13 protein-coding genes are annotated in these 13,166 nt (G+C 62.4%); 7 read left to right on the forward strand and 6 right to left on the reverse strand.

What is annotated here, in order from left to right; translation table 11 throughout:
* Positions 1–78: 78 nt before the first annotated feature.
* From ACFCW2_RS04525 to ACFCW2_RS04535, 3 genes are read left to right on the forward strand one after another with little or no spacing between them, the layout of a single operon-like run.
* Positions 79–702: a ribonuclease D gene (locus ACFCW2_RS04525; RefSeq protein ID WP_379548438.1), complete on the forward strand. Its 624-nt coding sequence runs from the start codon at positions 79–81 to the stop codon at positions 700–702.
* Between the two features lie 12 nt (positions 703–714).
* The gene (lptC, locus tag ACFCW2_RS04530; RefSeq protein ID WP_379548439.1) at positions 715–1,377 is read left to right on the forward strand and encodes an LPS export ABC transporter periplasmic protein LptC; all 663 of its coding nucleotides are present in this window, start codon (positions 715–717) and stop codon (positions 1,375–1,377) included.
* Positions 1,377–1,955, forward strand: coding sequence for an LptA/OstA family protein (locus ACFCW2_RS04535; RefSeq protein WP_379548924.1), 579 nt, complete (start codon positions 1,377–1,379; stop codon positions 1,953–1,955). The genes lptC and ACFCW2_RS04535 overlap by 1 nt, the downstream gene beginning before the upstream one ends.
* A gap of 14 nt (positions 1,956–1,969) precedes the next feature.
* Here the strand turns inward: ACFCW2_RS04535 and ACFCW2_RS04540 are convergent, their stop codons facing one another.
* On the reverse strand, positions 1,970–3,535 hold the full coding sequence (locus tag ACFCW2_RS04540) for a glycosyltransferase family 2 protein (RefSeq protein WP_379548440.1): 1,566 nt from the start codon (positions 3,533–3,535) through the stop codon (positions 1,970–1,972).
* Between the two features lie 264 nt (positions 3,536–3,799).
* Here ACFCW2_RS04540 and ACFCW2_RS04545 point away from each other — a divergent pair, with 264 nt between their 5' ends.
* Both ACFCW2_RS04545 and ACFCW2_RS04550 read left to right on the forward strand, forming a co-directional pair.
* The gene (locus ACFCW2_RS04545; protein WP_379548441.1) at positions 3,800–5,485 is read left to right on the forward strand and encodes an ABC transporter ATP-binding protein; all 1,686 of its coding nucleotides are present in this window, start codon (positions 3,800–3,802) and stop codon (positions 5,483–5,485) included.
* Positions 5,482–7,143 carry a glycosyltransferase gene (locus ACFCW2_RS04550; RefSeq protein WP_379548442.1) on the forward strand — a complete coding sequence of 554 codons (1,662 nt, stop codon included), beginning with the start codon at positions 5,482–5,484 and terminating at the stop codon, positions 7,141–7,143. The genes ACFCW2_RS04545 and ACFCW2_RS04550 overlap by 4 nt, the downstream gene beginning before the upstream one ends.
* Here ACFCW2_RS04550 and ACFCW2_RS04555 read toward each other — a convergent pair.
* From ACFCW2_RS04555 to ACFCW2_RS04570, 4 genes are read right to left on the reverse strand one after another with little or no spacing between them, the layout of a single operon-like run.
* A complete protein-coding gene (locus ACFCW2_RS04555) occupies positions 7,140–8,045 on the reverse strand; it encodes a glycosyltransferase family 2 protein (protein WP_379548443.1) in 906 nt (301 codons plus the stop codon). The genes ACFCW2_RS04550 and ACFCW2_RS04555 overlap by 4 nt on opposite strands.
* Entirely contained in the window at positions 8,045–8,842 is a 798-nt protein-coding gene (locus ACFCW2_RS04560) for a WecB/TagA/CpsF family glycosyltransferase (RefSeq protein WP_379548444.1), read from the reverse strand. The genes ACFCW2_RS04555 and ACFCW2_RS04560 overlap by 1 nt, the downstream gene beginning before the upstream one ends.
* Complete coding sequence (locus tag ACFCW2_RS04565) at positions 8,835–9,533, reverse strand: sulfotransferase family 2 domain-containing protein (RefSeq protein ID WP_379548445.1); 699 nt, start codon at positions 9,531–9,533, stop codon at positions 8,835–8,837. Before ACFCW2_RS04565 ends, ACFCW2_RS04560 begins: the two co-directional genes overlap by 8 nt.
* A 2-nt stretch (positions 9,534–9,535) precedes the next feature.
* A complete protein-coding gene (locus tag ACFCW2_RS04570) occupies positions 9,536–10,426 on the reverse strand; it encodes a hypothetical protein (RefSeq protein WP_379548446.1) in 891 nt (296 codons plus the stop codon).
* Between the two features lie 193 nt (positions 10,427–10,619).
* Between ACFCW2_RS04570 and ACFCW2_RS04575 the strand changes: the two genes are divergently transcribed.
* On the forward strand, positions 10,620–11,411 hold the full coding sequence (locus ACFCW2_RS04575) for an SDR family NAD(P)-dependent oxidoreductase (RefSeq protein WP_379548447.1): 792 nt from the start codon (positions 10,620–10,622) through the stop codon (positions 11,409–11,411).
* On the forward strand, positions 11,408–12,244 hold the full coding sequence (locus tag ACFCW2_RS04580) for a phytanoyl-CoA dioxygenase family protein (protein ID WP_379548448.1): 837 nt from the start codon (positions 11,408–11,410) through the stop codon (positions 12,242–12,244). The genes ACFCW2_RS04575 and ACFCW2_RS04580 overlap by 4 nt, the downstream gene beginning before the upstream one ends.
* On the opposite strand, the gene ACFCW2_RS04585 is transcribed toward ACFCW2_RS04580, so the two are convergent.
* Entirely contained in the window at positions 12,245–13,144 is a 900-nt protein-coding gene (locus tag ACFCW2_RS04585; protein ID WP_379548449.1) for a sulfotransferase, read from the reverse strand.
* Positions 13,145–13,166 lie beyond the last annotated feature (22 nt).

Here is a 13,166-nt window from a genome sequence, read left to right on the forward strand (position 1 = left end):
CTGGCACGCTAGGCGGTGCATCGCGCCCGCGCCATCCACTCTTCCCCTCAATCCCCGATACGCCTAGGAGCGCTAGCTATGGCTGTACATTTTCATGAAGAAGACCTCCCGGACGGCGTGCTGCAGGGCGACAGCGCGCTTGCCGTCGATACCGAAACGATGGGGCTGATCACCGCACGCGACCGGCTGTGCATCGTGCAGATCAGCGATGGCGGGGAAGACGAGCATCTCGTGCGCTTCAACCCCGGCAGCAGCTATGAGGCGCCAAACCTCAAAGCGATTCTGGCCGACCGAACGCGCACGAAACTGTACCACTTCGCCCGCTTCGATCTGGCGGCGATCGAGCACTATCTGGGCGTGGAAGCCGCGCCGGTGTTCTGCACCAAGATCGCCAGCAAGCTGGTGCGCACCTATACCGACCGGCACGGGCTGAAAAATCTGGTCGAGGAGCTGCTGGGCGAGAACATCTCCAAACAGCAGCAATCGAGCGATTGGGGCGGCCCGGACATCAGCCAGGCGCAGCGCGATTATGCCGCCAGCGATGTGCGCTATCTCCACCGGATGAAGGTGGAGCTGGAGAAGCGACTGGAGCGCGAGGGCCGGATGGAGATGGCGCAGGCGGCGTTCGATTTCCTCCCCACCCGCGCACGGCTGGATCTGGTTGGCTGGGCTGACAAGGACCTGTTCAGCCACGAAGGCTGATACGCACAGGCGATGAGCGAGCGGATCACCAGCGAAGATGCACGGGCATTGCGGCGCGGACGCCAGCGCTTCGCCGCACCCGGTGGCTTTCATGACAGGCTGGTGCGCGTGCTGGCGGCAGTGTTGCCGATGGGAGTCGGTGTTCTGGCTGCGCTCATGATCATCACGCCGCTGGCCCCGCGCGGCGAAGTCAGCTTTCTGCTCGACCGTGACGAGGTGGCAGTGATCGACGAACGGCTGCGGGTCGACAATGCGATGGTGCGCGGTTCCGACAGTCAGGGGCGGCCCTTTTCGCTGACAGCGGACGAGGCCGTCCAGCGCTCCACGAAAGAAGGCATTTTGCGGCTGGACGATATGGTCGCGCGCATTCAATTGCCCGAAGGCCCCGCGAGCCTCCGTGCGCCCAATGGACGCTATCTGATCCGAGACGATGTGGTGGATGTGGACGGTACCTTGCGACTGACGGCAGCCGATGGGTACCGGCTCGCAGCCAACGGCGTATCGATCGATCTCGACGCGCGGGAACTGGTGGGGAGTGGCGGCGTGAGCGGCGAAATACCCGCGGGCACTTTCTCGGCCGACGCGCTGCGCATCGATCTGCCCGAACGCACCGTAACATTGACCGGCAATGCGCGGATGCGCATGGAACCCGGAGCCCTCAGGAGTATGCAATGATGCGCCCTAATGACAGCACGGCCAAACGAAGCCTGACATCGACCGCGCTGCGCTCTGCCATGCTGGGCTTTGCCGTCACGCTGGTGGTGGCGACCGGCATCCGGCTGGATGCACAGGCCATCGCGTCGCACAATTCCAACGCGCCTGTCAGCTATGCCGCAGACCGGCTGGAACTGCAGGACAAGCAGAACCGCGTGGTGTTGGCAGGCAATGTCGTCATCAGCCAGGCCGCGCTTACTTTGCGTGCTGGCCGCACCGTGGTGAACTATAGCGATGCGGGCAGCCTTTCCATCCAGCGCATCACCGCAACCGGCGGAGTGACCGTGACGCGCGGCAACGAGCGGGCCTCGGGCGAGGTGGCGGTGTATGATTTCAACCGGCGGATCATCACCATGGCAGGCAATGTCCGCCTCGCGCGCGGCGGCGATACGCTGAATGGCGGGCGGCTAACCATCGATCTGCGCAGCGGTGTCTCCAGCGTGGACGGCAGCGCCGCCGGGTCCAGCTCGGTCACCGGAGAGCCAGCAGTGAGTACCGGCAATGGCAGGGTGTCGGGCAGCTTTGCGGTTCCGGATTAGGTTGTAGGGCCGGATTAGGCCTTCACCGCTTTCACCGCGACAATCACCGGATAGGCCGGATCGACCGGATCGAGCCAGCCGGGGCCGATGTCTTCTTGCGCAATGCCCTGTAGAAAGCAGGTCGCCGAAAAAGCATTGCCGAACACTTCGACTTCGACCTGATCTGGGCCGAACACATTGCCAAACAAGCGCTTGGCCGCTGAGCCGGTGAACGACCAATACCAACCCTCATTTGCCTCGGGACGAACAGGCGTGATGCCCGGCAATGTCGCCAGCAAGGCTCCCCCGGAAGAAAGGCTGGCATGCAATTCGCGCACCGCCGACCCGACATCGAACACCATTTGCAACATTTGCGTAACGATGGCGCAATCGAAGGCTTGGTCGGGCAGAGTCCCGGGCGTGCCGAGATCTCCGGTCAGCGTCACACCCGGCCCATCATCCAGCGACAGGACATCCTGCCGGGTAATCCCTTTGCCAAAGCGCTCGCTATATCCGGGATCACCCAATTCAAGCACGCGCCCGCTAATCGCAGCCCGCTCCCGCTCGAGGAAGCGCTCGATATACAGCCGGTCAACCGGAGTACCGCGGGCAAACCCGAAATCCGCGCTGATCGGCGCAATCCGTCCCAGATCGCCCAGATCGACTTCACCGGTGGGCGGCTCGACCGGGCCGCGCCGGATCTGTCGCAGCCAGTCGGCAACCGGCGCCGGCAACAGTCGTATCGCAAGCGCACGCAGCGCCGCTGGCGGGGTCAGGCGCGGGGCGATGCGCATCAGGCGTTTACGGTCGGACCAGACATTGCGCCCTTCCATATCGGGCCGCCCTGTCCACGCAAGCTCGCTAAAAGCCGAGAGCCAATGCTGCTCTCCGTCCAGCCACGCCTGATGCAGCAACGCTTCGGCCCGGTCCGGCTCATGCCTGCGATGAACCGTCCGCGTCCAATCGAACATCGCCCGTGCATTGGCCGAAAGCCCGCCCGCGTGCCGCCGATAACCCGCAACCACTCCGCCATGCGAAGCCAGAGGGTACCGCGCCGCCATGCGAAGATAAGCGTCATAATCCTCCACCAGCGGCAGCGTTTCGTCGAACCCGCCAATGTCCGTCAATTTCTCCCGGTCGTACATCACCGCCCCGTGCATTCGAATCGCGTTTTCCCTGAGCAGAATCTGCCGCGCTGCCGGGCCGGTTCGCCGCAAGCGCGGCGCGCTGGGCGACCCCAGATCGGCGTCGAGATAGCAGAAAGCCCCGTGCACCAATCCCGCGCCCGGATTGCTGGCAAGCGCAGTCAGGCCCGCCTGCAATCCGCCGGGGTAAAGGATATCGTCCGCATCGAGGAATGCGACCGCATCGGCGGTGACATTCGCCAGTCCGGTGTTTCGCGCTGCGGCCAGCCCGCGATTTTCCGTTCTCACCAAGCGGGCAAAAGGAAACCGGGCGGTCACCGATGCGGGATCGTCCTGCGACCCATCATCGACCACTACCACTTCGTCAGGCGCGCGGGTCTGGTTCGCAATGCTCTCGAGCGCCTGACCAAGGAAGTGCGCATGATTATAGGTTGTGACCACAATGGCCGCGCGCATGCTATCCTCCGCCTTTGCGGGCACCGTGCTTGCAGTGGATGACATGGTGGAGGACAATAGGGACGTGACCGGCCAGAGTTTCAGGGTGCGACTTAACGGCGATTTGCGTTGCTGCGTGCAATTGGCAGCATCCTATCGCAATCAGCGACTTAAGGCGACGGTGTGAAGGACCACGGATTTATCCTTCCGGGTGCAAGTCCGCTGGTTGATTCTCGGACACCCCTAGGCGCGATTGTTCGCAGCGAAGCGCGCGTTTGGCCGTTAGTGGTCTTCCTGGGCCTGATCGTCAGCCTGCTTGAGGGGATCGGGATTGGCCTTTTGGTGCCGATTGCGGCCATATTGCTGGCGCCATCTTCCACAGAACCCCTGCCGGAACCTTTGGGGGCATTAGCCGAATTCGCAGGCGACATGAGCCCCGAAGCGAGCATTGCGGTTCTCGGCTCTCTGATCCTGATGGCGGTTATTCTGAAAACCGTGCTGCAATCGGCGAATGCACTCCTCATTGCGCGGATAGATGTCTCCGTTGCGCGACGTCTAATAGAGGCTCTGGGCGCCCGGATCCTTTCGCTCGACTTCGCGACCTATCTCTCTGCCGAACGCGCGCGCCTGCTGCATGTGCTCTCGACCGACAGCTGGGCCGTGGCCGAGGCTGCGCGGGCGGGCCTGTCCACCCTTCCCGCACTGGCCGGATTGCTGCTGTTTGGCGGCCTTCTGCTCTGGCTCGATCCGCTAATGCTGGGGTTCGTTGTGGCTGCGGGCCTTGTTCTATGGCTGATCCTGCGTCTGATCGAGCGCCGCCAGCGGAGGTTGGGCGCGGCAGCGACGGCCGCCAACCGCGTGCTTGGATGGCAAATGCTTTCGGTGGTCGAGGGTGTGCGCACAGTGCGCCTGTTCGGGGAGGCGAAGCGCGAAGAGGCGCGATTTGCCCAAGCGAGTCAGGACGCAGCCGGCAGTATCCTCGCGGTGGGCCGGCTGGCGGCCCTCACCGGTCCGTTCTCGGAATTGCTGCTTGCGGGGCTTTTCCTGCTGATATTGTTCAGCGGGATATCGCTTGAACGCCCCGCCCCCGCGCTCGCGGCGTTCCTGCTGATCCTCCTGCGCAGCTACCCTTATGCCGCAACTCTCAGTCAGGCCCGGGTGGAACTTGCCGCGCGGCACCGCTCCATGACCGAAGTCGAATGGTTGCTGGATCAAGCAAGCGAAACGCCTCCGCCCGACAACGCGGCAGTGCCAGAGCTGACGGGCACCCTGGAACTGCGCGAGGTCTCCTATTCCTATCCCGGTCGTGACGGAGCGCTGACTGGCGTGGATTGCGACATTCCCGCCGGATCGATCACCGCGCTGATGGGGCCGACGGGCGCTGGAAAATCGACACTCGTTTCCCTCATCGCGCGCCTGTCTGAACCGGATGCCGGAACCCTGCTGCACGATGGGTCACCTGCAGAGACCATTCCCGCATCGCTGTGGCGCGCACGCATGGCCTATGCCGGTCAGGACATCGCGCTGATCGAGGGAACAGTGCGCGAGAATATCCGCTTCGGGTCAGCGGGCGCTTCGGACATTGCCATCTTGCAGGCGGCACAGGATGCCGGGGCTGCTGCGATGATCGAAGCGCTACCGCAAGGCTATGACACGCCGCTCGGCCCCGGCGGCCGGGCGCTTTCGGGCGGACAAAGACAGCGCATCGCTCTCGCCAGAGCATTACTGCGCAAGCCCGACATTCTGGTTCTGGACGAGGCTACCAGCGCTATCGACGCTCCCTCCGAAGCCGAGATCGTCGCGTTGCTCAGGCGCGGCGAGCATTTCCACACAGCAATTGTCATCAGTCACCGGAGCGCCACATTGGCGGCCTGCACCCACGGCATCGTTCTACGCGAGGGACGGGTCACGGAGAGCGGGCCGATCGAAATTCTGGCCTACTTTCAATCGCTGGAACGGGCGGCGCAATGAAGCTGCCGAGTTTCTCGATTGTCATTCCAACCTATGAGCGGCGTGAGCTCGTCACAGGCGCGCTGCAGTCTTTGGCAAAGCTGCAGTATGCCGGGGACTGGTCCGTCTGTGTCGTCGTCGATGGATCGACCGACGATACCGCCAAGGCTTTGCGCGCCCTCGATCTGCCGTACCCTCTCAACATCATCGAACAGGACAATGCCGGTCTCGCCGCCGCGCGCAATGCCGGGGCACGGAGTAGCGAGGGCGACATTCTGCTGTTTCTCGATGACGACATGCGGGTCGCGCCCGATTTGCTTGGCCAGCATGCAGCGGCTCTCGAGCCATCGGTTGTCGCCGTCGCCGGGTGGATCGGGCTGGATGAGCAATCCGATGTCAATTTCCTCACGCAAGGGGTCGGAGAGTGGACCGAGGGAGCGCTCGACGGACCCCGCGCAAGCGATCCCTTCGCGCTCTATGGTGGACATTTTTCTGTTCGGCGTCAGGCGTTCGAGGCGATTGGCGGTTTCGAGGAACGCTACACTTCGAATGGCGGATACGGCCGGGAAGACACCGATCTTGCCGTCCGCCTGCTGGACCATGGCGCAATCGCTGCCGCACCGGCTGCCAGAGCGTGGCAAGTGCATAATGTTGCGCCTGACGTGATGATCAAACGGGCGTTCGAACAGGGACGAGCCGACATCCATTTTTGCCGGACCCATCCCCGCCATGCAGCCGGGCTAATATCTGGCAGCGGCGCAGACCGGGCGCTTGACCGGCTGGTGCTGAAATGGGTGGCCCGCATCCCCGGGATCCGCGCCGCCTCGGAATGGTTGGCCAAGATTCTTGGCGAAGCGAAATCGTTCGATATTGCGCGGCGTATCCATTGGTGGTCGGGGGTTCGGGACGCGGGCGGCATCCCTTCCGGCAAGCGGGTGCTTGTGCTGTGTTATCATGCGATCGCCGATCATTCGGATGATCCGGTGCTGGCAGCCTATTCGATCCCGCCCGCGCTGTTCCGCGACCATATCCGGTCGCTCGTCCGGCGCGGCTTCCACTTCGTCACAGCCGACACCGCACTGGCCGTAGCGCGGGGCCTTGCGCAGGTGCCGGACCGCTCGGTCCTGCTGACATTCGATGATGGCTATGATGATTTGCCGGCGGCAGTGAACACGCTGCTGGCGCCAGATGGCATCCCGGCGCTTGCCTTTCTGGTCTCCGGACGGCTTGGCGAGACAAATGTCTGGGACCAGCCTGCAGGGGCGCTGCCGCGCCAGCTGGTTGACCGGGAGGGTGCGGCAGAATTGCGCCGGTCAGGGGTCACTCTGGGCAGTCATTCCCGTTTTCACGCGGATTTGAGCGGATTGGAACAGGACGATCTCAGGGTCGAGATCGACGGGCCGCGGCAGGATTTTGCAGCGGCCGGTCTGCCGGTCCCGTCCCACTTCGCCTACCCTTTTGGGGAGAAGAATGCCGCCGCTAAGCAGGCTGTGCAGGATGCAGGTTATGCCGCCGGCTGGGGTCTGGCTGATCGCCGCGTAACGCCCGCGAGCGACCTGTATGACCTGCCCCGCGTGATGATGCATTCGACCGATACGCTTTGGCGCTTTCGGTTCAAGACGCGGTTCCCCACGGCTGCGACCATCCTGCGACATTGGCCATTCGTGGCCCGCCGCTAACTCCTGCCCAGCAAGGATATTAGCGCCTGCCTCAGCTTTCTCCATCGCAGACGCCGCTGTTCGCGGTGAAGCGCCGCCACAAGCTTTGGCTGCCAATCCGTGTCGAGGTTTGCCGCATAGCCTTCGAGCCATTTCAGTAGATCAGAGCGCTTTTCCAGATAGAGGCCGGCAGCCTCGGTACGGGCACAGCAGCTATCATCGTGCTGGCGGTAATCCTGGCACAAAGCGCTGCTGAACAGCACGGGAAATTGGGCGTAGATCTTCGCGAAGAACGCCTGATCCTCGTAGAACCCGGGGAAGCGCTCCTCGAACCCGCCGACTGCTTCATATGCGCTGCGCCGGATGAGTGCGCTGACTGCAGCGGCGCCCCCTTTGCCGAGCGGATACACACCGAGCAATGCTTCGGGAACCGGGGTCACGCTGCCGCGCACCACGCCGCAATGTTCGATCCGGTCCTCACCCCCGCGCCAGCTGTCCCAATAGCGGATCGCGCCAGCGGTCATGGCGATTTCGGGGTGCGCGTCCATGATGGCGAGCTGATGCGTCAGCTTATCGGTTGGCCAGCGATCGTCCGCATCGATGAATGTGACGAATTCCCCCGATCCGGCGGCGGCACCGATATTTCGCGAGGCGCTCATTCCCAGATTGGCATGTCCGGGATGCGCCAGATAGCTGATCCGCGGATCGCTCTCGGCGAATTCCAGTGCAATGCCGGTGCTGCCATCCACAGAGCCATCATCGACCAGCACGAGTTCCCAATCGTCGAGGTCCTGCGCCAACACGCTATCGATGGCCTCGCGCAGGAACCGCTCTTCGTTCAGGAAGATGCAGATGACGGTTACGCGAGGCGTCGCGCGCTTGCTGTTTGCAGACGGCAGATCGCCAGTGCCTGACTGCGCCATTACTCGGGGGAAATGTTGTGGCGGCGAAACGCCCTGCGTTCGCGGCGTCCCTTATCGACCAGTACAAGTGTGACGAAGCGCGGCAGAAGCACCAGATAGCGTTTCCACAGCCGCTTGGGTTCGGCCAGCAACCGGTAAAGCCATTCCAGCATCATGACGCGCACAATCCTCGGGGCACGGCGCTTACGACCGGTGTGAAAATCGAACGCCGCTCCGATACCGATCAGGGTTTGCGGCAGGTCCTTATGATTGCGCCACATCCATGCGTCCTGGCGAGGCGAGGACAGGCCCACCCACACAACATCCGCGCCCGATTCACGAATGCGATCCCGGGTGGCCTGCGCGGTCCGATCATCCGGATCGCCCATCGGCGGGGTTTCGACTCCCACGATTGCGATGCCGGGATATTTTTCCCGCATGATCTCGGCCAATCGCTGGGCCACCCCATCGTCGCCGCCATAAATATAATGCTTCAGCCCGCTTTCCGCAGAGCGGCTACAAACCGCGTCGAACAAATCGTAGCCCGACGTCTGCTCGACCGGCAAGCCGCGCCGCTTGCCGAGCTCCGCAAGCGGCCTTCCATCGGGAGTGATGACACTGGCATCCCGGTGCAGCGGTGCAAGATCGGGATTGTCGCGGATCGCCATCAGGCTTGCGACGTCGCGCAAACAGACGAACCGGCCGACGGAATCCTGCGCCCAGCGCTCGATGGCTTCGGCCGTCAAGGTCGGGGTCGTGACCGTCAGCGGCACGCCCAGCACATCGTAGGATGCGAAGTTGTGGGACACTTCATTCATAAGCGTAACCCAACACCTTGAAGTCGCGAGCATAGCGCCGGGCGATGACGCTTCGGGCAACCGGACTCGTGGCAGTTGTCCCGCCTTCGGCTGCCGAGCGGTTGGCAATCGCCAGATCGGGAAGTCCGGTCATTGCCTGAATTTCGGCCCAATCCCTGCGGAGCGTCTCCAACTGCCCGACGAAGGAATTCTCGGCACGCTGGACAGCCTCGACCGCGCGCGACTGACTGGCGAAATGGCGGTCGGATACGCGATCGGGGATCCGCGCGACCGCCTCTGCAAATCTTTCAAACGGCAAGCCGTCGGCACGAATGTCGACACCGCCCAAGGTGGCAAACAGGCCGCGATGGAACCGGCGGTGAAGGATCGAGGGGCCGTCCTCGTGCGCGTTTCGCTGGACCTTGTCGCGATAACAGCTTTGCAGGCGGGCCTCGGGATGGCGAACGAATGTGAATACAAGGTAATTGTATGCGATGGTCGGCAGGCGGTGATGCGCATGGCCGCGCAATGCCTCGTGGAACGCGGTTTGCGATAGACCCTTCGCGGCAGCATCGGGAAACATCGCCGCCTTGATTGCTGTGCAGGCGACTTTCGCATTCTCGACGTAAACAGCGCGGTGCCGGTCGCTGACGTAGTATTCGACCGGGTCGATCCTGCCATGCCGGACAAGCTGCGCGAGATAATCGAGCATGATCACGCAGCCTCCATCATCAGATGCGAAAACTTGTCCGGATTGTCGGCCACGAAGGGCAGTAAGGCTGCATCAGCCGGCGCGCGCTGCTCCAGGTGGTCGCCGGGAAACAGACTGCGCCCGTTGCTGATTGCCTGCGCCAGGCGCGCCAGAGTAATCTCCCCGCTCGCCGCATCGACCAGATCGGGATCATGTTCTTCGGTCCGATGAGCGTAGGACTTCAGCTTCGTGAACGCTGTTTCCGCATCCCCTAACCACGAATGATGGGTGCCGCGATAGCCGTCCATCAGATGCACTTCGCCGCCCAGCCGGTTCCATTCGCCAAGGCGCCGCAACCGATCGGATGTACGGCGCATCGTGTTGAAATACGCGCCGGTCATTACGAAAATACGGTAGGCATAATCCGGCGGCGAACCTGGCCATGCTTCGTGGAACCGGGTCGAAAACAGATTGAGGAAAAAGAAGGTGTGCCGCAGCCGGATGGACACGATCCCGTGTTCCCGTGCCGCCGCAACGATCGCCTCTGCATGGCGGGAATCGATGATCTCATCGACATCGGCTAGGATCACGATATCGTCGTCACCTGGCCGGATCAGATCGTGCACCGCATTGCGCTGCATCGTTTCGTTCTTGCGCGCCATATCCTTGCGCCGGAAGAACGGCGCGTAACGGCTGAGGCCCCATTTGTATTCAGGGTGGAAACGGTCGCCGTCGAACTGGTGAATGCGCAGAAAATCATCTGCTTGTAGACCGGAGGAAGCGCGCGCCTGCCCACGGAATGTTCGCGTCGCCTCGCACAAGTGCAGCTCATCCACCCAACGCGCCGCCTCGCCCTGCTTGATCGTCAAGGCGTCATGCTCGTTGTAGAAGAGATTGAACTCGAAAATTTTCACCCGTGCCGCCAGCTGCTAGGCCATAAGACCAGCAGACATCATGCGAGGTTGTGGACCCGGCCTGACTACACGGTAAAGCATCGCTGCTCACCTCGCGCCGTGTGGTCGGCTTTATTTGTTTTATAGCATCGTTATTACGGGTTATCCCTTAATGCAGTGTGGCCTTCCCCAGTTTTTTGTTTAGGATCGCCAAGTGCGACAATCAGAGCTGCATTACTCTGGCCGTGTAGCCCTCGTGTCGGGCGGTGGGACGGGCATTGGCCGCGCCGTTGCGCTGGGTCTGGTGAAGGATGGTGCGCGGGTTGCCATCACCGGCCGAACCGAGGCTACCTTGCAGGAAACAGCACAATTGTCTGGCGGCCGGATTGATCCGGTGCGGTGCGATATGTCCGATCCAGAGGCCGTGACGCGCGCAATGCAAGAAATCGAGCAGAACACCGGCCCCGTGGACATTCTGGTGAATGCCGCTGGCCTTTATACGCAAAGCGCGCTCGCCACATTTGACATGGAAGAATGGCGGAAGATCATGGAGGCTAATCTCTTCGCTCCAGCCTTGGCTATACATCACGTTTTGCCCGGCATGCTGGCAAGGGATTTCGGGCGCATCGTAACTCTGGGAAGCCGCTCCGCCCATGCTGGCGGAGCCGTCACCTCGGCTTACAGCGCCTCGAAAGCAGGGGTTGAGGGATTGACCCAGAGCGTGGCGCACGAAATCCTGTGGCAGCGCAAAGGCCGCGCCAATGTGCAGGCCAATGTGCTTTATCCGGGGCAGACCGTAACTGGCTTGTTGGGCACGCAGACCGATAGTCCGGAACGCTATCAGTCACCTGAGGATGTCTATCCCTTCGTGCGCGCCTTGCTGGATCGCCCGCGCTGGGCGGGAGCCGGACACACGGTGTATCGCCGCAAGATCGTGGCGCGGGGCGGTTGGCGATTGCGAGCCAAGCAATGGCGGGCAAACCTGCAACAGGCACTCGGCGTATGACAGATCCGCAAATGCTTGCCCGCGATTTTGCGAAGGACGGCTTTGTCGGCCCTTTGAGAGCGATTTCAGAGGCCGACGCCGCCTTGGCTGCGGAGGAATTGCGCGCGGAATTGCGCGATGACAATTACTCTGCCCACGCCCGCCGCAATCGCCATTTCGATCTTCCCTCGGTGCGCAAAGCCGCCACTGCCGAAGCGCTGATCGAAACCGTGAGAGCCGTGTATTCCGGGCAATTGCTGCTGTGGCGCAGCCACGTCTTCACTGGAAGGCCCGGACGCGGCCTTGGCTGGCACAGCGACCGCTTCACAACCTTGCTGGCGGATTCTGAGGATCATTTGACCGCACATCTCGCGCTCACCGATGCGCCTGCGGACAATTGCATGAAAGTGATCCCCGGCAGCCATCTGTGGAGCGAGGAGAAGCGCCAGACAGCCGGATTTCATCTGATCGAGAAGACAGCGGGCACAGGGTATGGCACGCCCTATTATCAGCGGATGAGCGGCGCTGCCGCGCCCCAAGCGATACCGCTGGCGCCGGGCGAATTCTTCCTGTTCCACCCCGCCACACTGCACGCTTCGGTCGATCGTCTGGGTGACAACAGCAATCGGAACCCGTTTGTTTCTTTCGCGAAGCGCACTGCCAAATCGGTCGTCAGCCGGTTCGAGGGCAAGGGTCTTATTGCCGATCCTCCCCGCCTCGCCATCGGTTTGAGGTTTTGTGATCCGCGCAACACAATCGCGCGAGAGGCCTTCGATGAAATGAGCGGCCGGGGCACTTCGCCTGCCATGGTTGCAGGGTCCACCTGTCCGGATTTTGCGCTCGACTGGCGCTGACTAGTCCGCCGCGCTCGAATAGCCGTATCGCGCCATGACCGGGGCGCATAACACACCTGTCAGCCTGCGCTCCCAAGCCGGGAGTGCAGTGTGCCAGCGCGTATCGAGCACGGGGGCTTCGATCCCGTCAACTTCCCACCGCATACTGTTGCCTGACAAGGCGTGACCTGTCCCGCCGCCGGTCGAGTTCGGCGGGGGCGTATCGCCACCGGCAATCTGAGTCACCAGCTCGTGCAGCACGCCCGGGTCGGTGGACAGATCCTCATACCGCACCAGCGCGTATTCTGCGCGGTGACGAAGTTTGTCAGAGGCGACATTGATCGCATTCCACTCGGTGCAGGAACGCAGAACACCATTCTGACGAAGCGCATCGGGGCTGCGCCGGGAATAGCGGCGAGAATACACCACGGCACGCGGATCGCGCACAAGGTGGATGACCACGGTCCTGCCAGACCATGCGTCAATCGCGAGATCGACATGCGCCGGGTCTTTGCTGCTGTCGATCAGATAGTCGCCGGATCCGAAGGCCTCGGCTTGCGCATAAATTTGCGACAGTAGCGAGACATATTGTGCCCGCGCTTCGTCATAGCGGGACGAGGGAATTCCCAGCAGCCGATGCGCCCAATGGTGCCGGTTGCGCTCAACCGCATTGCGTAGAGCCTCGGCTTCATTTGGCCCTTTACCGATTGCTTGCCGCACCCGGCCCAACGCCGCCTGCCAGAATGGGCAATCCTGCGCCGCCTTTCCGCAGGAGCAAGTGTCTCCGCGCAGGAAACCGCGGCTCCACGCATATTTTACCTCACCCAGACCCAGCGCGTCCAAGCGTCGGGCCAGCAGCATTTCGAGCATTGTGCTGCCCGATCGGCCATATCCGGCGATGCAAACCAGTGTCTTGTTCATCACGGATCGGTCATCCTGACGT

The sequence above is a fragment of the Qipengyuania algicola genome, from assembly GCF_042492175.1.
Classification (GTDB): Bacteria; Pseudomonadota; Alphaproteobacteria; order Sphingomonadales; family Sphingomonadaceae; genus CAJXSN01.

Coding starts and splice junctions, on each gene's coding strand:
- ACFCW2_RS04525 (WP_379548438.1), top strand. CDS start 79: ATGGCTGTACATTTTCATGAAGAAGACCTCCCGGACGGCGTGCTGCAG.
- lptC (WP_379548439.1), top strand. CDS start 715: ATGAGCGAGCGGATCACCAGCGAAGATGCACGGGCATTGCGGCGCGGA.
- ACFCW2_RS04535 (WP_379548924.1), top strand. CDS start 1,377: ATGCGCCCTAATGACAGCACGGCCAAACGAAGCCTGACATCGACCGCG.
- ACFCW2_RS04540 (WP_379548440.1), bottom strand. CDS start 3,535: ATGCGCGCGGCCATTGTGGTCACAACCTATAATCATGCGCACTTCCTT.
- ACFCW2_RS04550 (WP_379548442.1), top strand. CDS start 5,482: ATGAAGCTGCCGAGTTTCTCGATTGTCATTCCAACCTATGAGCGGCGT.
- ACFCW2_RS04555 (WP_379548443.1), bottom strand. CDS start 8,045: ATGGCGCAGTCAGGCACTGGCGATCTGCCGTCTGCAAACAGCAAGCGC.
- ACFCW2_RS04560 (WP_379548444.1), bottom strand. CDS start 8,842: ATGAATGAAGTGTCCCACAACTTCGCATCCTACGATGTGCTGGGCGTG.
- ACFCW2_RS04565 (WP_379548445.1), bottom strand. CDS start 9,533: ATGCTCGATTATCTCGCGCAGCTTGTCCGGCATGGCAGGATCGACCCG.
- ACFCW2_RS04580 (WP_379548448.1), top strand. CDS start 11,408: ATGACAGATCCGCAAATGCTTGCCCGCGATTTTGCGAAGGACGGCTTT.
- ACFCW2_RS04585 (WP_379548449.1), bottom strand. CDS start 13,144: ATGAACAAGACACTGGTTTGCATCGCCGGATATGGCCGATCGGGCAGC.